Here is a 17,639-nt window from a genome sequence, read left to right as displayed (position 1 = left end):
TGGAGTTCCGGTCAGGTGCGAGCGACTGGCGGGACCGGGGCCGCAGGGGCCGGCGCGACCGACGCGGGAGCGGCCGGCGGGGCCGGCGGCGGGGTCTTCACGCGCACCTTCGGCATTGCGCCCGGCGCGACCGGCGCCCCCGGCGCGCGGGGAGGCGTGACGCCCTGCCAGTTCATCGGGCTGCGAATCCGCATGCGCTGCCTGGCCGGCACCGTCCACGAGACGGTCGTCTTCTTCTTCATCCGCATGATCTCAAACTTCGCGACGTCACCGCTGTCATAGCTGCCGAGAATCCGGCGGGCCTGGCCGACATCGGCGGGGGCGCGGCCGTCGATGGCAAGGATCACGTCACCCGCCTTGAGCGGCATCGTCGAGTCGGAGGGGTTTTCGAGAATCAGGATCCCCTTGGAAGTGCCGAAGTATTCGCCCAGCCCGGTGTTCATCTCCGCCATGTCGAGGCCGAAGGCCCCGCCGCCGACCCGGACGGTGAAATTGCGGCCCATCTCGCCCATTGCGCGATTCATGTCGACGATCGCCAGCTCACGGTCCGCCATCGCGCGTGCCCGCTCCTTCATCAGCGGCGCCATCTCGACCATGTAGTCGTTGCCGGGGCCGCTCCGCCAGGCGAACGACGATCCGCCAAGGTTGGCGGCGACGATGGTGGCGGTCCGGCTCGCGGTGCCACGGCGGTATTCCACCTGCACGGTGTCACCAGGTGAGAGGGCCTGCGCCAGCTCGACGAGCTTCTGCCCCGGGGCCTCACCACCCAGCGAGGTCCCGCCGAACTTGGTGATGATGTCGCCGGCCTCGAGCCCCGCCTTGGCCGCGGGGCCGTCCGGCGTCACGGACTTGATGGTGGCACCGAGCTTGTTGTTGGCCTCACTGGCGCTGACATCCACCAATACCCCGATGCGGGGACGGCCGGGGGCGGCGAACACCATCACGTTGTCTTCCTGGGCGGTGGCGGGCGAGGGGACGAGCAGCAGGGCGCCAAGAGCCAGGGGAATCCACGAACGCATCATGTGCCTCTCCATCCGAAGGTGTGGGTTACGGGGAAGTAGATGCGGCGCAGGTGGGGATGGTCGCGAGAGGAAGTTAGGAGGCTAGAAATTTACGAATTGACGTCAATGGAAAAAGATTGTACGTTTAGTACATATTGTACGTTATTTGGAAATTTCGGCCGTGGGAGGATCCATGGACAGGACGACCCTGCCCGTCTCGATGGCGAGGAGCAACTTCTCGGATCTGCTGAATGAGGTGCTGATCTACGGAGAGAGGGTCGTGCTGGAACGTCACGGAAAGCCGGTGGCGGCCCTCGTGTCAGTGGCAGACTTGGAGCGGCTGGAAGCGATGGCCCTGGAAGGCGGGGGCCCCGCGAGCACCTGATGTTCTGCCTCCCGGCCTCGCTGCCCCAGTCCCGCCAAAGAAAAAGCCCAGGGCTGTGAACCCTGGGCATTGCCCCGCTTGGGATCGAACCAAGACTCTCCTCATCCAGAGTGAGGCGTGTTGCCAGTTACACCACGGGGCAGTGATGTCCTGCGGGCGAACCTTCCGTCCACCCAATATGGAGCTGAGGGGGATCGAACCCCTGACCTCTGCAGTGCGATTGCAGCGCTCTCCCAGCTGAGCTACAGCCCCCAGCGAGCCGGAGTAAACTAGTGGGCCGGAGGGTGGAGGTCAACGCGAGCTGGCGGGGCAGACGGGCAGCGGGGCCGTGGTCGGACTCGATTACAATTCTGACTTCGGGAGGATTCGCCTCAAGGCACCGGAGCCGTTCCGGCCGCCCTGCCTCCCTGCCCCGCTGCCCCGCCTTCGACATGCCCGACTTCTCCACCCAGCTCGCCGACGCTCTCGCCCCCGACTACACCCTCGACCGGGAACTCGGCCGCGGTGGCATGGGTGCCGTCTTCCTGGCCCACGACACCAAGCTCGACCGGCAGGTGGCCATCAAGGCCCTCCCGCCGGAGCATGCCGTCCGCCCGGAGCTTCGCGAGCGCTTCCTCCGCGAGACCCGGACGGCCGCCTCCTTCTCCCATCCGAACATTGTCCCGGTGCACGGGGTCGAGGACCGCAACCAGATCCTCTGCTTCGTGATGGGCTTCGTCGACGGGGAAACCCTCACGCAACGGGTCCGGCGGGCCGGCCCCCTCTCGGCCTCCGAGGCCGGGCGCATGATGCAGGAAGTGGCCTGGGCCCTCTCCTACGCCCACGGGCGCGGGGTCATTCACCGCGACGTGAAGCCCGACAACATCATGCTCGAACGCGCCACCGGACGGGCCGTCGTCACCGACTTCGGCATCGCTCGCTCCAATGCGACCAGCGGTTTGACCGCTGTCGGAGAGGTGATCGGTACCACCCACTTCATGAGCCCGGAGCAGGCGGCCGGAGAGACCCTCGACGGGCGCAGCGACCTCTACTCCCTCGGCTGCGTGGCCTTCTTCGCTGTCACCGGCCACCCTCCGTTCGACGCGCCAAACACCACCGGTCTCCTGGCGCTGCACCTCACCCAGCGCCCGCCGGCGGTGCTCTCCAAGCGCCCCGACCTTCCGGCGTCCCTCGCCAAGGTGATCGACCAGCTCCTGGAAAAAGAACCCGACGCCCGGTTCGGGTCTGGTGAAGAAGTGGTCACGGCACTTGAGACACTTCGAGCCGGACGGCCAGAGATCGCGCCGGCCCTGCGGCTGTTTCATCAGCGAAGCGCCATGACCCTGCGCGGATTCTTCATCGTACTTGCCTTCGCTCCCTACATGATCTCCCGGGCCCGGCATCCTGGTGACGCCATGGTCATCACGGTGGTGTTCCTGGCGGCGGTCGGCATGATGGTCACCGCGATCCTGGAAAACGCCCGGCAACTTATCCGGCACGGATTCCAGTACTCCGATGTGTCGGCGAGTGCCACGGCCATGAGCGCCGAACAGGAGGAGGCGGCTGCAGCGCTACAGGCGTCGGTCGACTTCTCCGGCCGGGCAAGGCGCAGGACCATACGGGGCGTGGCGCTCGTCCTCAGCGCACCGCTGCTGTTCGCCCTCGCCACCCTCCGTCTGAGGCATGAGGTTGACGGCGTTTCTGTACTCGGATTCCCGGGGATGGTCCTCATTGCCGTCGCCTCTGTCCTCTTCGTGGTTGGTGTGGCCACGCTGGCCAATGACGAGCGGCGCCAGCTTCGCGTCGAACGGCGACTCGAACGGCTCTGGACCGGAAAGTTCGGCGCCGCATTCTTCCGGATCGCAAACCGGGGAGTCGAGCGTGAACGGGCGCGGATGGCGAAGCGGAAGGCGAGGCTCGAACGCGAACTGCGCACCCTTGATGGGCGCTCGGAGAAATAGAAAGGGCCGGGAGGAGCAATCCCCCCGGCCCATTTCCATCAGAAGAGCAGTTAGTTCTTGTCGGCGAGCACGATCGCGCCGAACGGAGCGCCACCGCCGACCGCGTCGAGCGCCACGCCGGTGCGGATCTGACCGGCCGCGAGCGCCAGGTCGCCGGTGTCCAGCGCGACCGTCTTGGTGCCGGTCGGCGTGATGCGGACCTGGTAGGTACCAGCCGGGACCTCGAGGTAGGTCGAGTACCCGCGGAACGGCACCGCCGTGAGCGTCGGCGCCATCATGCTGATGTCCGCGCCAGGAGCCGTCACATAAATGTCCACGGTCGGCGCGCTCGGAGCGGCGTGCACCAGCTGGACCTTCACATTGCCAGCCGCCGGGTTGGTCAGGTCATCGGTCAGGACGAGCGGCTCAATGCTCGCCACCGGGCCGGTGGCCATTACGGTGTAGTAGGTGCCGGCCGTGAGCGGGACGTCCGCGTTGATCACGGTGGTCGTGGTCCCGGTAGCACGGACCTGCAGGTTGCGCGTGCCGGCGGGCACCGGCAGGTACCCGGAGAATGCCTGGTACGGCACGTTGGTCAGGGCGACGGTGCCATCCACCAGCACGTCGACGTTGGGCGCGTCCGGTGAGGCGTGCACGACGCGGACGTAGGAGTCGGAGACAACAGGAGCGGTCGTCTCGTCATCGCTGCAGGCAGTGCCGGCAATGCCGACAGTCAGCGCCAGGGCGAGCAGGTTCGTGAACTTCATTGGTCGATCCTCCAAGGGTCTGTGGTCAGGGATACAGCCGGCCAGCCAGCGGCCTCGTGCACCTGATACACCCAGTGTTTGTATAGGTTCCAAGCCCAAAACCATGAACAACTCACCTTGGGCGAACCCCACCCCGTTCGGGGGGTATTCTGCGCATGGCCCCGGCTCCCCCCCCGACTGACCCCCGGCTGCATCCCGGTTCCCGCACGCGCCCCGTCGCGGGGGACTACGTCCTCTATTGGATCCAGGCGACCATGCGGGCCAGACACAACCCGGCCCTCAACTACGCGGCCCAGGCCGCCAACCAGCTCGGGCTGCCCCTCGTGGTGTACCAGGGCCTCCGGCCCGACTACCCATGGTCCAGCGACCGGTTCCACACCTTCATTCTCGAGTCCGCGGCCGACATGGCGGCCGACTTCGCCGGGCGGGGGATTCCCTACGGCTTCTACCTTGAGCCCCACCGCCGGCTCATCGGTGAGCCCCGTCCCCCCTCGCCCCTCGAGACGCTGGCCCGGCACGCGGCCCTCGTCGTCACCGACTATTTCCCGACCTTCATCGTCCCGCGCCAGACTCGGCGGCTCCGGGAGCGGGTCGACGCCCCGGTGATCGCCGTGGACTCGTGCACCATCGTCCCGATGTCCTATATCAGCCGGGCACACCCGACCGCGCGGGGGTTCCGCACCGAGGCCCTCGCCGCGCTCCCCCACTTCCTGCACCCCGTGGGCGACGTCGAGCCCCGGATCACGAGCTCCTTCGAGTTTCCCTTCGATTCGGCCGTCCCGTCCGCCGGTGACTTCGACGCCGCGACACGCGCCGCGTCCTGCGACATCGATCACACCGTCCGGCCCTCACCGACCATCCGGGGCGGGCAGCGAGCCGCGCGGCAGCGGCTCGAGGAGTTCCTCGCGACCGGCCTCCGGCGCTACGCCGAGGACCGCGGCGACCCCAACCACCCCGAGGCGGTCAGCGGCCTCTCCCCCTACCTGCACTTCGGCAACATCAGCCCGCAGGAGGTCCTCCTCGGCGCCCGCGAGGTGGCCCCCCCGGACCAGTATGCTCGCTTCCAGGATGAGCTCCTCGTCTGGCGCGAGCTGGCCCACAACTTCTGCCACCACGACGCGAAGCACCGAACCCTGGAGGCGGTGCCAGCCTGGGCCCGCAAGGAGCTGGACGACCACGCCGACGACCCGCGGCCCGCGCTGTATTCGATCGAGGAGATGGAACGGGGTGAGACGGAAAGCGCGCTATGGAATGCAGCGCAGCGGTGCTACGTACGGGACGGCACCATGCCGAACTACCTGCGGATGCTCTGGGGAAAGGCCATCCTCCACTGGAGCCCGGATGCCGGCACCGCGCTCCGGACCATGGAGCACCTCAACAACAAATACGCCCTCGACGGCCGCGACCCGAACAGCTACGCCGGCTTCCACTGGATTCTCGGGAAGTTCGACCGGCCATTCTATCGCCGACCGGTATTCGGGACGGTCCGCTACATGTCACTCAAGGCTGCGGAGAAGAAGTTTGACGTGAAGCGATGGCTGGCCAGCGAGGCGGCCCGGGAGACCGCCAGTGACCTCAGTCCGTCGGTGCAACCAGCACCGCGAGCTGGCGGTCGTGCACCCGCGAAAGCGTCAGCAGGGCGGTCACGGCGCCGATGAGCGCCAGGAACATGTCCCACTGCGTGTCCCACACATCACCCTGCGTGCCGAGGAAGGCCGTGGCGGAATCGCCGGTGGCCACGGCGGTCCACCACTCGATCAGTTCGTAGAACGCGCTGAAGGCAAGGCAGAAGGCGATCACGACCGCCGGCAGCCAACGGCTTCCCTTGAGGGGCGATGTCCGTACCAGGATTTCCCTTGCCAGAATCGCCGGCACGAACCCCTGGGCGAAGTGCCCGAGCCGGTCGTAGTGATTTCGCGCCAGGCCGAGCGCCTCACCGACCCAGAACCCGATGGGGACCTCCGCATAGGTGTACTTCCCGCCGACCATCAGGATGGAGGCGTGAACGGCGAGAAGGACATAGAGCAGCGGCGTTAGCGGAAATCGCCTGCGGGTCGCAAGCACGATCGGCAGCCCGACGAGGACCGGCGCCACCTCCAGCACCCAGGTGAACCTGTCGTGGGGAGCGAGACCCGACCAGACCAGCACGCCGAGGACCGCGACGAGCAGGACGACTGGCAGGGGACTTACGGTGCGCGTCAGGCTGCGCTCTCGGCGTCAGGAAATGGCACGTCGATGATGAGCCCGTCGCGGGCGACCATGGACTCTGGGAAGATGGCCTGTGCCTCGGCCACCAGTTCCGGCGCCTCACGCGTGTAGCGCGCCGAGATGTGGGTGAGCACCAGGCGCCGGACACCTGCGTCGCGCGCGAGCGTGGCGGCTGCGGCGGCCGTGCTGTGCCCGGTCTGCTCCGCCTTCTCGGCATCCTCTTCCGAGAAGGTGGCCTCGTGGACCAGCAGGTCCGCACCGCGCGCCGCCTGGGCGATTGCCGTGCTCGGACGGGTGTCGCCAGAAATGGCCACCTTCCGGCCCGGACGCGGGGGCCCGACCAGGTCCGTCGGCCCAACGCTCCGCCCATCCGGCAGCTGAACTGTCTCCCCCCGGTGCAGCCGCCCCCACAACGGTCCCTCCGGCACGCCAAGCTCCCGAACCCGCTCGGGCTGAAAGCGGCCAAGCCGAGTGTGCTCGACCAGCACGTAGGCGAGCGACGGGGCCCGGTGATCGGCCTCGACGGCCACCACGTCGTACTCCGGCCGGCTGACCTTGTCGCCCGCGGCAAGTTCCTCGATCTGGACCGGGAACTTGTTCCGCTCGATGCCGACGGTCAGGGCGTGTTCCAGCACCCGCTTGGCCCCGCGCGGGCCGTAAAGACGCAGCGGATCAGTCCGGTCCTGCAGCCCGAGGGTCCGGACCAGGCCGGTCAGGCCGAGGAGGTGATCGGCGTGGAAATGGGTGAAGAAGATGTCCCGCATGGAGAAGCTCACGCCATAGCGCATCATCTGGCGCTGCGTCCCCTCGCCGCAGTCAAACAGCAGCGTTTCGCCCTCGCGGGCCAGCGCGAGGGAGGCGACGTTGCGGTCCAGGGAAGGAATCGCGGCGCCGGTGCCGAGGAAGGTCACGGTGAGGGTCATGGCGGGTTCAAGATAACCCTGTGGGTCGGGGGTGGGAGCCGCCGGGGGAACCTTTTCCCGGTGCTCCGGGTTATCAGGAAACCAACTCAACTTCCGATCCCGGAGCATTCCATGTCCGTCGCCCGGTTGCCCTGGTCCCCCCCCGTCGCCGAGACCCGATTCCAGTCGGCGGTCCGCGACATGCTCGAACTTGTCGGCGAAGATCCCGACCGCGACGGCCTGCTGAAGACGCCGGAACGGGTCGAGCGCTCGATGCGCTGGATGACCCGCGGGTACGGCCTCGACGCTGCGGAGGTCATCGGCGACGCGCTCTTCGAGGAGACCCACCAGAACATGATCGTGGTCCGGGACATCGAGTTCTATTCGATGTGCGAGCACCACATGCTCCCGTTCTTCGGCAAGGCCCACGTCGCCTACATACCCGATGGCCGGATCGTCGGGCTCTCCAAGGTGGCACGTGTCGTGGACGTCTTTGCCCGACGACTGCAGGTGCAGGAGCGCCTGACCGACCAGATTGCCGAGGCGCTCGACGACGCCCTCGCCCCGCGCGGGGTGGGGGTGGTGCTCGAGGCGTCGCACTTCTGCATGATGATGCGCGGGGTCGAAAAGCAGGGCTCCCGGACACTCACCAGCGCGTTGCGCGGGGTGTTCCGGGAGGATGGCAGCACGCGAGACGAATTCCTGCGGCTGGTGCAGCGCTGAGGCGCGCCTAGAACATCTTGACCTGGACGGTGAGCTTGCCGGGCTTGGCCTGAATGGAGTCGATCAGCGCCTGCATCGACTTCATGGTGGCGGTCAGCTGATCGTAAAGCGCGGGGTTGGTGGCCAGCTGTCCCATGGTCCCCTTCCCCGCGTTCATGTTGAGGACCAGCGTGTCCATCCGCGCGGTGGTGGCGGTGAGCTGGTTGGTCAGCCGTGTCAGCCCGGCGGTGGCGCTGTCCATGTTCTCGATCGTGCGGCCCAGGGCCGGATTCGCCAGCGTCGAATCGAGGCGCGCCGAGACCGATTGCATCGACGCCATCAGTCGGGTCATCTCGGCGGTCGGCCCGGTCCGGGTGTCGGCGTACACCGCCATGAGCCGCTCCATCGCCTTCAACGTCTGGTGCAGGTCGTCGGCCATCCGTTGGTTGAGGAACAGCTGCGCGCCCTCCATCACGGCCCGGGCCTGCCCACCCAGTTCGTTCACCATGCCCTCCATCCCCGGCGCCGCCTTTCCCTCCAGCACCTCGCCGGGCGCGAGGGGCACGCTGTCTGTCCCCGGATCCAGCACGATTTCGACGTCTCCCAGCACCCCGACCGCCTCGATCGTGGCGGAGGCGTCCCGCGCCAAGGGCACATGCTGGGTGAGCGCCAGGTCGACGCGCACGCTGCCGACTCCCTCGAACGTGATTCGGTCCACCTTGCCGACCTGGACGCCGGAGACCTTGACCGGAGTGCTCGACTTGACGTTGCCGATGTTGGTAAAGCGAACCGGGATCAGGTCCTCGCGGCCGAAGCTCTTGCCGCCGAGCCACATCGTCCCGAGCACGAAGACCGCCGCGCCGGCAAGGACGATGGATCCGACGAGCGCTTCACGCTTGTAGTGCAGGTCCATATGGCCTCAGGCCGCGAAGGAGTGTTTTTCGAAGTCCCGCTCAAGGAACGCCTTGATGCGCGGGTCCGCGGACGCCAGGAATTCTTTCGGTGTGCCCTGAAGGACGATCTTCCCTTCACTCAGCAGTGCCACCCGGTCAGAGACCCGGAAGGCGCCGCGGACATCGTGCGTCACCATGACGCTCGTCACGCCCAGCGCCGTGGCGAGATGCTTGACCAGGCTGTCGATGATGTCGGCGTTCACCGGGTCGAGCCCGGAGGTCGGCTCATCGTACAACAGGTATTTGGGCCGGCCGGCGATGGCCCTCGCGATGCCGACCCGCTTGCGCATCCCGCCGGAGAGTTCGGCGGGGAACTTGGCCGCCGTCTCCGGGGCGAGGTTCACGAGGGCCAGGCACTCCGGCACCCGCGTCGCGCAGTAGTCCGCGTCCTGGTTGCACTTCTCGTCGGTGATCCCGAGGCGGATGTTCTCGAAGACGTTCATCGAGTCGAACAGCGCGCCGTTCTGGAACACGTATCCGATGGTGGTCCGGAGGGCCGCGAGTTCCTTGCGCCCGAGGGTCGCCACGTCGAGATCATCGACCAAAATCGTGCCGCTGTCGGGATGAATAAGCCCGATGATGTGCTTCAGCAGCACGCTCTTGCCCGTGCCTGACGGACCCAGGAGCGCCACGGTCTCCCCCTCCTCCACCGAGAAATTCACCCCGTCGAGGATGACCTGCTGGCCGAACCGCTTGTGCACATCGCGAAGTTCGATCATGGGTGCAGCAGCAGCTTGGCGAGCAGCGTGTCGAGGAGGAGGATGGTCACCGACGTGGCGACGACCGCGGTGGTGGTGGCCTTCCCGACCCCCTCGGCCCCCTGCTGCGCGTTGAAGCCCATGTAGCAGGGGATCAGCGTGATGGCCCCGGCGAAGAAGAACGCCTTGATGATCGAGTAGTACGCGTCAAACGGCCGCCAGAACATCTGGGCGCCGTAGGTGAAGTCGGCGTTGCCGATGGGAAGGACCTGCTTGGCGGACCACCACCCCGCCAGGACGCCGATGGCATTGGCGAAGACGGTCAGGATCGGGATCATCACCAGCCCTGCGAGTACGCGCGGGATGATCAGGTGAGACATCGGCGACCGCCCGAGGCTCTCAAGGGCATCGATCTGCTCGGTGACCCGCATCGTGCCGAGTTCGGCCGCGTATCGCGCGCCGATGCGCCCGGCGAGCACCAGCGCCGTGAGGACCGGTCCGAGTTCGAGGACGATCGATTCGACCACCAGGGTGCCGACCACGTAGTACGGCAGGTTGCCCTGAAACTGGTAGCCGGTCTGGAGGGCCGTGACGGCGCCGGCAAACCCCGAGACCAGGAGCACGATGAAGAGACTGCCGGCGCCGATGTTCCGGGCTTCGTCCATCGTTCTCGGCAACCAGATGCGCCATTCCCCGATGGCCCGGAACAACTCGGCCACCATCAGGCTGAAACGTCCGACGTGTGCCAGGGAGCCGATGACGGATCGGCCCACGGCGCGTGGAAGGCTCAGAATGGCGGCTTGTGCGTTCGGCATCGCTATTATCTTGCCCTCCCATGCCTGCGAAGTCCACCCCGAATCGCCCCCCGGAAGCCGCCCCCGAATTCCGCCGTCGACTCCTGCGCTGGTTTCGACGGTACGGCCGCGACCTCCCCTGGCGGCGCACCCGAGACCCGTACGCGGTCCTCGTCTCCGAATTCATGCTCCAGCAGACCCAGGTCTCGCGAGTCGAAACCTATTGGCCGCGGTTCCTGGCCAGGTTCCCGACCGTCGAGGCGCTCGCCGACGCACGGCCGGCGGCGGTGCGCGAGAGCTGGGAGGGGCTGGGCTACTACCGCCGTGCGGCGAACCTGCATGCGCTGGCGCGGGTGGTCACGAAGGAACAGGCGGGCGCGATCCCCTCGGACACCGCCGCCCTTCGGCGCCTCCCTGGTATCGGCCGCTACACCGCCGGCGCCGTGGCGAGCTTCGCCTATGAGCGCGCCGAGCCGGCCGTCGACACGAACGTGGCCCGCGTGCTCACGCGCGCGTTCCACCCCCGGGCGCGCGGCGCCGCGGGGGACCACAAGCTCTGGCGCACCGCTGCGGCGCTCCACACCCGGAACGGCCGCTCGGCGTGGGCGTTTAACCAGGCGATCATGGAACTGGGGGCGCTGATCTGCACGGCGCGCGTGGCGAAGTGCGGTGAGTGTCCGGTGCGGGGCGTGTGCAAGACGGGCAAGAAGGGACTGCCGAAGTCAGACTGAGGGCTGGGGGCCAGTCCGCCGGCCATCGGCCCCCGGGCCGTGCTACTGGTTCCTGGCGATCTCCCCCACCATCCCCACCACCCGGTCCACCTCGTCGGGATTGTTGTAGACGTGGGTCGACAGCCGCACATAATCGAGGTTGTTCTCGGCAACGTGGCGGACCCTGACGGGGCCCATTTTCCAGAGCTGCCGCACCACGTCGGTTCCCGCCATGCCATCCACCTGGAACGAGACCATCGCGCTACGGACCTCTGGCGCCGAGGGCGACACGAGGCGCACCCCGGGCTGGGCGCGGAGCCCCGCGTCGAGCTGGGTGGCGAGACCGCGGCTCCGCCGCTCGATGCGCTCGGTCCCGATCGCGTTGTGGAACGCGAGCGACGCCTGGAAGCCAACGAGCAGGCTGTCGTTGCGGGTGCCGACGTGGTCGAAACGATCTCCCTTCAAGGCCAGGTCGTTCCAGCCGCCGCTCGCCACCAGCGGCCAGAGTCGGTCGATCCACGCCGGGCTGATATAAAGAAAACCCGACCCCTTCGGGGCCAGCAGCCACTTGTGGGGACTGGAGGCGTAGAAGTCACAGCCAAGGTCCGTGACGTCGAGCGCGAGCATGCCCGGGGGATGGGCGCCGTCCACGGCGGTGATGATGCCGCGGGCACGGGCCCAGTCGGCGAGTCGCCGGACGGGCTGGATGGCGCCGGTGCTGAAGAAGACATGCGAGATACTCAGCACGCGGGTGCGGGGTGAAACCGCTGAGGTCCACGCCTCGAACAGCGCATCCTCGCTCGGCGCCGGCACCGGAGGCTCGAACTCGCGCAGCACGAGTTTGTGCCGCGCGGCAACCAGCTCCCAGCAGCAGCGCCCCCCGATGTGTTCCTGCGTCGTCGTGAGAATTTCATCGCCCGGCGCGAGGTCGAGCCCGCGCGCCACGGCATTCATCCCCTCGGTGGTATTGCGCGTGAAGGCGAGCGTCTCCGGTGGGACACCCAGGAGGGCGGCAAGCTGTCCGCGGAGGGCGTGCGCATCGAAGGGAAGCTGGTGGAAAACAGTCTCGAACGCGCGCATGTGCGCTTCGATGGCCTCGAGCACCGGGAGCGGAAGGGCGCCCCACGTCCCGGTGTTCATGAAAATGCCGTCGGTGATCAGGAACTGCCGGCGGATCTCGGCCCAGTACGCCTCGTCGTCCGCGGCGCGGGGGATTGGCCGGGTAATGGCACCCGCCTCGGCGACGGACGGGATCCGGGGCAGCCAGGCCGCCGCAGGAAAGAGCGCCGCCGCACGAAGCAGGTCACGGCGATGCATCAGCGCAGGGGAAAGCTCGCGGCCACGAGGGCCAGGAGACCCAGCGTGCCGGAGACGATCGAGATGGCGACGTGGCGACGCCGGATGGCCTGGTAGAGCGGCGCGGTCGGTCCTTCGGGTGACACGCGGCCAAGTCGCGCAATCGTGGGCATCCCGAACGCCAGCACGATGAGCGCGCCGAGCAGGCCGGCGCCCTGCATGACCATCATCCACACTGTGGGTGCCATGCCGCTCATCGCCGAGCCGTACATCCGGAGTGACAGCATCACGCCAGACAGGATCATGAGGAAGGCGCCGGGGCCGATCAACAGCTTGTGCACCGCCACCTGCCCGCGGGCGATGGCGCCAAGCACCGCGCCGGACTCCTTCTTGCCCACGATGCCGTACACCATCGAACCGAGGCCTGCGCCGAGCCACAGCACCTGCCCGAAGAAGTGCAGGAAGAGCCAGATTCTCATGTCAGGTCATTTCCGAGAAGAGGTGAGAGTCAATCGGATGGCGTCCACCGAAGCCACCATCGATGTCGTGCCAATGGGAGACGCTGTCTTCCCCATGCTTCCAGCAGAGGTACACCGGGTGGTCGTCGCGGAGCGAAAGGAAGTCCACCAGGCCTCCCTCGAACCCCTTGAAGCTGCAGCCGAGGGCGGCCAGTTCGCCCAGGAGTTCCTGGATCCGAACCGCATGTGCCTCGGCCTCCATCCGGGCCGCCAGGGCGACCGGTGACTCCACCGGCGCCGCCTCGGTCGGCGTCCCGGGGTCGATCGCGATGGCAAGCTCGAACTGCTCGACCGCATGACGCCACTCGGTGTGCACCGCCAGCAGATCGCGGACGATCGGCCGGACCAGTGGCAGGACACGGTTCGCCTCGTCCACCGTGAAGAGGCGTGGTGCGTCAGTCATGATGTTGCTCCTGCGCCAGTGCTGCGCGCGTCGTGTCATAGCCCGCACGCTCAAACTCCAGGAAGAGTTCGGCGGCAAACGTGGCGCGCCGCGGAAGCGGCGGCCTCACGTGAATCAACCGGGGGCGGCCCGGGGCCATTCGCCAGCGGGCGAGCGCATCCTGCGCCTGCTGCGCCATCAGCGCGCCCTCCCCCATGTCGTGCGCGAGCAGGAGGCCGGGGGCGCGCACCCGCTGCGTCGGCGGCGGTTCATCGAAGCCAGGTCCGACGTCCACCGCCACGACGAGGTCGGCATCGAACTGCGCCGCGATGTCGAGCGGCAGCACGGCCCGGAGCCCGCCGTCGACCAGCCGCCGCCCGGCGGCCTCCATGGGGGGATAGTACACCGGCAGCGCCGTCGTGGCCGCAAGCGCATCCTGCAACGGGAGGTCCAGGCCGCCGTCTCCCAGCGTCAGGAGCTCGCGCGTGTCGGCGTCCACGGTGGTGAGGGTCAGAGGATGCCTCAACTCCGCGAAGGTTTGCTGCGGCACCAGCCGATGCAGCGTTGCATGGAGGGGCTCCGCCCGAAGGAGGGAGCGATACCAGAGCCCCGCCAGTGGTGCAAAGGCCCGTGGCCGGGCGACCTGGGTCACCTTCACCGCACGAAAGCGCTGGGACAATTCGGCCGCGGAGGCCCCGGACGCTGCGCCCGCGGCAATCACCCCGCCCATGGAGGTTCCGACATACCGCGTCGGGGCCAGGTTCGCCTCTTCCAGCGCGCGCAGCGCGCCGATCTGGGCCGCCGACTTTGCCCCGCCGCCGCCAAAGACGGCGGTGATCCGAGTGGCGGTCATGAGCGTTTCACGCTCTCCCGATGCCGGCGCGCGGCCTCGTAGCGAGCCTGTTCCTCGGGGGTCTCCGCCACCAGGCGCGGCACTCGCGTCGGCTTTCCGTCGGCGTCGATGGCCACGAAGATCACGTGCGCAGTGTTGGTGTGCCGACGCTCACCGGTGCTGACCTTCTCGGAGTACACCTCGACGGTGATGTCCATCGAACTGTTGCCGACGTAGTCCACCGTCCCGCAACAGGTGACGAGCGCGCCAATGGGGATCGGCTCGCGAAACTCGACGCGGTCGATGACGGCCGTCACGACCGGCCCGCCGGCATGACGGATCGCCGCGACCGCGGCCGCCTGGTCGACCATCGACATCAGTTCGCCGCCAAAGAGGTTGCCGAGCACGTTCTGCATGTGCGGCATGATGAGCTTCGTCAGCTCGGACCGCGAGTAGGACATCGGGCGCGATTCAGGCGGCATGCGTCAGGTCCTCAGTAGTCGACGGGGCGGAGGTAATACTCCCCGATGGCCGTCTGGCTCAGCATCGCCACGGTGGGGAGGCGCCGCTTCCAGTGGGTGCTGTCGAGCCGGGACCGCACCAGCTCCACTTCGGCGGCGGTGTACCCGAGCAGCACCACCTGCTCCGGACGGTACCCCGAGAGCAGCCAGTGAAGGATGCCGTCGGCCCGCTGATAGGTGATCCCGAAATCGCCCTCGTCGGTCTGGCCCTCGATCAGGTCGGCGCTCGCCGGCTTGTCCAGGATGACCTCGGGCACCCCGACGTGCCTGGCCAGTGCCCAGACCTGCGTCTTGAACAGGTCACCGATCGGGTTGACCGGTGGCGAGTCGTCGGCGTGCCAGGTGAAGTACCCGAAGAGCCGTTCCGTCTTGTTGCCGGTCCCAACCGGAAGCGCGCGGAGTCGCGCCGAAAGGTCGAAGAGCGTGATCATCCGCATGCGCGCCATGATGTTGCCGAGCGCAGCTGGCGAGGCCGGCTCCCCGATGGCCCCGGCGATCCCGTCCACCCCTGCGGAGATGTCCACGGTACGGCTTGGAATGCCAAGGGCGTCGATAACCAGCTGGGCGTGGGCCAGACTGTCCGGGCTGGAGGTGCGATACGGCATCCGCACAGCCGTCACATGCTCCTTGCCAAGGGCCTCGACGGCCAGGTAGGCCACGAGGGCGCTGTCCACTCCGCCGGAGAGTCCGAGCACTACCCCGTCGAACCCGCGCCGCCGCTGCACCTCATCGCGGATGAACTCCACCAGCCACCGGCGGGCCAGAGCCGGGTTGATCACCAGGGGATCCGACGTCGGAGGCGACGTGACGACGTCCGGACGAACCCGCCCCGCGGCGCGCCCCTCCCAGGTGGTGCTGGCCAACGCGGCGCCAGGCGTGCGGCCCAGCTCCGCCAGGAGCCGAGGCAGGCGGTTTCGGAGATCGGCGAGCAAGGGTTGATCGGCGCGCGCGCGGGTAATCGCATCGAAGTCGAGATCGACCCGTATGATTCCCGACTCGAAGAGCGGTCCCCTGGCCAGGACGTTGCCAGACGGTCCGGCCACGACCGATCCGCCGGCAAACGCCTTCCCTCCCTCGAAGCCGACCAGCTGCGCCACCGCCACGTACAGCCCGTGTTCCGAGGCCGAGTCGACGGCCAGGCGTTCCCACCGCTCCAGGTTCGCCGGGGCTTCGGGGCTGTCGAGTCCCCGGGCCGGGGTGGCGCTGACCACCAACAGCACCTGCGCCCCGTCGAGGGCGGCGAGCGTCGGCATCAGGGAGTGCCAGGCATCCTCACAGACCAGCATCGCGGCGCGGCCCCATCCGGTGTCGAAGGCGCGCACCTCCGCCCCTGCCTCGACGAACCGCTCCTCGTCGAACACGCCATACGTGGGGAGGAAGACTTTCCGGTGGACGTGACGGATGACCGGCGCACCCGCGCCGAGCGACAGGTAGAGACAGCTGTTGTAATGGCAGTTCCGCCAGAGTTCGTAAAACCCGATGGCCAGATCGACCGGAGGGGCGCCCGAACGGCGGTGGGCGGCGGCGATGTCCTCCGCCGCCTGCTCCGCCGTGCGCGCCTGCTCGCGCACCCCGCCCTCGAGGAAATAGCCTGTGAGGGCCGCTTCGGGCAGCAGAAGCAGATCCGGTGGCTCGGCGCCGGCGCCCGCCTCCTTGAAGCACGCCTCAAGCTGCGCGAGATTCTCGGCATAGGCACCCTTGCGGGGCCGAAACTGCACTATCGCGAGGCGAAGCATGCGGGTAATCTAAGGAGTCGCGCGGGGCAGGTAAGGCCGCACCCGAAGTCGGGACCGATCAGAGGGCATGGGATGATCTACTGGATCGCATTTGGCAGCGCCCTCGGGGGCGCCGCCCGGTATTCGCTCGGCGGATTGGTGCAGCGCTGGGCGCCGGGTGAATTCCCCCTCGGCACCCTCGCGGTGAACATCATCGGCTCGCTGGTCCTCGGCTTCCTCATTCGCTATACCCTTGAGACACCGGCGGTGAGCGCGGAGGTCCGGGCCTTTCTCACCATCGGATTCTGCGGCGGGTTCACCACTTTCTCCACCTTCAGCTTCGAGACTGCGACGATGCTCGAGCGCGGCGAGTGGTCTCGCCTGGCAATCTATGCCGGGCTGAGCCTCCTGCTGACCGTCGCGGGGGTGCTGATCGGAGCGGCGCTGGCAGGGCAGGCGCTCACCCTCAGGCGCACGATCTAGGAGACCGGCTATGCACGGGCTGAGCGGCGAGGGCACCCTGATGCGCATCCACATCGGTGAGCGGGACAAGCACGAAGGGAAGCCGCTCCATGCGGCGATTGTCGAGCTCCTGCGCTCCCGCGGGCTGGCGGGGGCCACGGCCACGAGGGCCATCATGGGGTATGGGGCAAACGCCCGCCTCCATACCGACTCCGTCCTCCGGCTTTCGCTCGACCTCCCGATCGTGGTCGAATGCGTGGATACCGAAGAGAAGATCCAGGCGGTCCTGCCGGACATCGATGCGATGATGGAGGGCGGCCTGATCACGCTTGAACGCGTCCGCGTCATCGCCTACCGCAGTCACGAGTCGTGAGCAACGACGCCCTCCTCGCGGCCGTCACCGGGATCGCAAACGCGTGCGGCCCGCTGCCGGGCCTGGTTACCGGGGGCCAGCCGACCGATGCCCAGGTGCGCGCCGCGCATGCGGCGGGGCTGACCACCCTCCTCGATGTTCGCGATCCGATGGAACCACGGCCCTTTGACGAGCCCGCGCTCGCCGCCGCGCTCGGACTCCGCTACGAGAACATCCCGGTCTCAGGCGCCACCCTGGATGACTCCACGATGGCACGGATCCTCTCGGTCCTCCGTGACGCAACGGCCGCACCGGTCTTCTTCCACTGCGGCAGCGGCAACCGGGTCGGGGGCGCGTTGATTCCCTACTTCATGCGGGACCACGGCATGGACGAGGACGACGCCATCGCCTTGGCGATGCGCGTCGGACTCCGTGGCGCGGACTTGTTGCAGTGGGGACTGGACTACGCCCATCGGCACCCCTCCTCCCCCTGATACCTCCGCATGCCAGATGCACAACGGG

General features: G+C 67.9%; 21 protein-coding genes and 2 tRNA genes. 8 read left to right on the top strand and 15 right to left on the bottom strand.

Going from position 1 to position 17,639, the window contains the following annotated elements; translation table 11 throughout:
• Positions 1 to 11 precede the first annotated feature (11 nt).
• Complete coding sequence (locus R2910_08605) at positions 12 to 1,022, bottom strand: PDZ domain-containing protein (GenBank protein ID MEZ4413027.1); 1,011 nt, start codon at positions 1,020 to 1,022, stop codon at positions 12 to 14.
• 172 nt (positions 1,023 to 1,194) lie between these two features.
• Here R2910_08605 and R2910_08600 point away from each other — a divergent pair, with 172 nt between their 5' ends.
• On the top strand, positions 1,195 to 1,386 hold the full coding sequence (locus R2910_08600; GenBank protein ID MEZ4413026.1) for a type II toxin-antitoxin system Phd/YefM family antitoxin: 192 nt from the start codon (positions 1,195 to 1,197) through the stop codon (positions 1,384 to 1,386).
• Positions 1,387 to 1,455: 69 nt separating this feature from the next.
• Here R2910_08600 and R2910_08595 read toward each other — a convergent pair.
• Together R2910_08595 and R2910_08590 are read right to left on the bottom strand one after the other, a co-directional pair.
• Positions 1,456 to 1,528 (bottom strand) — tRNA-Gln (locus R2910_08595).
• Positions 1,529 to 1,565: 37 nt separating this feature from the next.
• Positions 1,566 to 1,638 (bottom strand) — tRNA-Ala (locus R2910_08590).
• Between the two features lie 179 nt (positions 1,639 to 1,817).
• Between R2910_08590 and R2910_08585 the strand changes: the two genes are divergently transcribed.
• Positions 1,818 to 3,326, top strand: a complete 1,509-nt coding sequence (locus R2910_08585; GenBank protein MEZ4413025.1) for a serine/threonine-protein kinase — start codon at positions 1,818 to 1,820, stop codon at positions 3,324 to 3,326.
• A gap of 50 nt (positions 3,327 to 3,376) precedes the next feature.
• Here the strand turns inward: R2910_08585 and R2910_08580 are convergent, their stop codons facing one another.
• On the bottom strand, positions 3,377 to 4,072 hold the full coding sequence (locus R2910_08580) for a DUF4397 domain-containing protein (GenBank protein ID MEZ4413024.1): 696 nt from the start codon (positions 4,070 to 4,072) through the stop codon (positions 3,377 to 3,379).
• 155 nt (positions 4,073 to 4,227) lie between these two features.
• Between R2910_08580 and R2910_08575 the strand changes: the two genes are divergently transcribed.
• On the top strand, positions 4,228 to 5,730 hold the full coding sequence (locus R2910_08575; GenBank protein ID MEZ4413023.1) for a deoxyribodipyrimidine photo-lyase: 1,503 nt from the start codon (positions 4,228 to 4,230) through the stop codon (positions 5,728 to 5,730).
• On the opposite strand, the gene R2910_08570 is transcribed toward R2910_08575, so the two are convergent.
• Complete coding sequence (locus R2910_08570) at positions 5,648 to 6,220, bottom strand: DUF2238 domain-containing protein (GenBank protein ID MEZ4413022.1); 573 nt, start codon at positions 6,218 to 6,220, stop codon at positions 5,648 to 5,650. The genes R2910_08575 and R2910_08570 overlap by 83 nt on opposite strands.
• Before the next feature lie 50 nt (positions 6,221 to 6,270).
• Positions 6,271 to 7,203: a ribonuclease Z gene (gene rnz / locus R2910_08565; GenBank protein MEZ4413021.1), complete on the bottom strand. Its 933-nt coding sequence runs from the start codon at positions 7,201 to 7,203 to the stop codon at positions 6,271 to 6,273.
• 111 nt (positions 7,204 to 7,314) lie between these two features.
• Here rnz and folE point away from each other — a divergent pair, with 111 nt between their 5' ends.
• Entirely contained in the window at positions 7,315 to 7,905 is a 591-nt protein-coding gene (gene folE / locus R2910_08560) for a GTP cyclohydrolase I FolE (protein MEZ4413020.1), read from the top strand.
• Between the two features lie 7 nt (positions 7,906 to 7,912).
• Here folE and R2910_08555 read toward each other — a convergent pair whose 3' ends face one another.
• From R2910_08555 to R2910_08545, 3 genes are read right to left on the bottom strand one after another with little or no spacing between them, the layout of a single operon-like run.
• Positions 7,913 to 8,797, bottom strand: a complete 885-nt coding sequence (locus R2910_08555) for an MlaD family protein (protein ID MEZ4413019.1) — start codon at positions 8,795 to 8,797, stop codon at positions 7,913 to 7,915.
• Between the two features lie 6 nt (positions 8,798 to 8,803).
• Positions 8,804 to 9,556, bottom strand: coding sequence for an ATP-binding cassette domain-containing protein (locus R2910_08550; GenBank protein MEZ4413018.1), 753 nt, complete (start codon positions 9,554 to 9,556; stop codon positions 8,804 to 8,806).
• The gene (locus R2910_08545) at positions 9,553 to 10,350 is read right to left on the bottom strand and encodes an ABC transporter permease (protein MEZ4413017.1); all 798 of its coding nucleotides are present in this window, start codon (positions 10,348 to 10,350) and stop codon (positions 9,553 to 9,555) included. The genes R2910_08550 and R2910_08545 overlap by 4 nt, the downstream gene beginning before the upstream one ends.
• 20 nt (positions 10,351 to 10,370) lie before the next feature.
• On the opposite strand from R2910_08545, the gene R2910_08540 reads away from it, so the two are divergent.
• Positions 10,371 to 11,060, top strand: coding sequence for a hypothetical protein (locus tag R2910_08540; GenBank protein MEZ4413016.1), 690 nt, complete (start codon positions 10,371 to 10,373; stop codon positions 11,058 to 11,060).
• A gap of 42 nt (positions 11,061 to 11,102) precedes the next feature.
• Here the strand turns inward: R2910_08540 and R2910_08535 are convergent, their stop codons facing one another.
• From R2910_08535 to R2910_08510, 6 genes are read right to left on the bottom strand one after another with little or no spacing between them, the layout of a single operon-like run.
• Complete coding sequence (locus R2910_08535) at positions 11,103 to 12,356, bottom strand: aminotransferase class V-fold PLP-dependent enzyme (protein ID MEZ4413015.1); 1,254 nt, start codon at positions 12,354 to 12,356, stop codon at positions 11,103 to 11,105.
• Positions 12,356 to 12,814, bottom strand: coding sequence for a hypothetical protein (locus R2910_08530; GenBank protein MEZ4413014.1), 459 nt, complete (start codon positions 12,812 to 12,814; stop codon positions 12,356 to 12,358). The genes R2910_08535 and R2910_08530 overlap by 1 nt, the downstream gene beginning before the upstream one ends.
• 1 nt (position 12,815) lies before the next feature.
• The gene (locus R2910_08525; protein MEZ4413013.1) at positions 12,816 to 13,256 is read right to left on the bottom strand and encodes a DUF2203 domain-containing protein; all 441 of its coding nucleotides are present in this window, start codon (positions 13,254 to 13,256) and stop codon (positions 12,816 to 12,818) included.
• Entirely contained in the window at positions 13,249 to 14,088 is an 840-nt protein-coding gene (locus R2910_08520; GenBank protein ID MEZ4413012.1) for a patatin-like phospholipase family protein, read from the bottom strand. Before R2910_08520 ends, R2910_08525 begins: the two co-directional genes overlap by 8 nt.
• Complete coding sequence (locus R2910_08515; protein ID MEZ4413011.1) at positions 14,085 to 14,549, bottom strand: acyl-CoA thioesterase; 465 nt, start codon at positions 14,547 to 14,549, stop codon at positions 14,085 to 14,087. Before R2910_08515 ends, R2910_08520 begins: the two co-directional genes overlap by 4 nt.
• A gap of 11 nt (positions 14,550 to 14,560) precedes the next feature.
• Complete coding sequence (locus R2910_08510; GenBank protein ID MEZ4413010.1) at positions 14,561 to 16,324, bottom strand: NAD+ synthase; 1,764 nt, start codon at positions 16,322 to 16,324, stop codon at positions 14,561 to 14,563.
• 72 nt (positions 16,325 to 16,396) lie between these two features.
• Here R2910_08510 and crcB point away from each other — a divergent pair, with 72 nt between their 5' ends.
• The 3 genes from crcB to R2910_08495 are packed head-to-tail and all read left to right on the top strand — an operon-like array spanning position 16,397 to position 17,611.
• Positions 16,397 to 16,786 carry a fluoride efflux transporter CrcB gene (gene crcB, locus R2910_08505; GenBank protein MEZ4413009.1) on the top strand — a complete coding sequence of 130 codons (390 nt, stop codon included), beginning with the start codon at positions 16,397 to 16,399 and terminating at the stop codon, positions 16,784 to 16,786.
• A 10-nt stretch (positions 16,787 to 16,796) separates the two neighbouring features.
• Complete coding sequence (locus R2910_08500; protein ID MEZ4413008.1) at positions 16,797 to 17,138, top strand: DUF190 domain-containing protein; 342 nt, start codon at positions 16,797 to 16,799, stop codon at positions 17,136 to 17,138.
• The gene (locus tag R2910_08495) at positions 17,135 to 17,611 is read left to right on the top strand and encodes a hypothetical protein (protein ID MEZ4413007.1); all 477 of its coding nucleotides are present in this window, start codon (positions 17,135 to 17,137) and stop codon (positions 17,609 to 17,611) included. Before R2910_08500 ends, R2910_08495 begins: the two co-directional genes overlap by 4 nt.
• Positions 17,612 to 17,639 lie beyond the last annotated feature (28 nt).

It is taken from the genome of Gemmatimonadales bacterium, assembly GCA_041390145.1.
Lineage (GTDB): Bacteria > Gemmatimonadota > Gemmatimonadetes > Gemmatimonadales > GWC2-71-9 > SPDF01.
The sequence above is the reverse complement of the archived record's forward strand: the minus strand, read 5'-3'. Positions and strand labels throughout refer to the sequence as shown.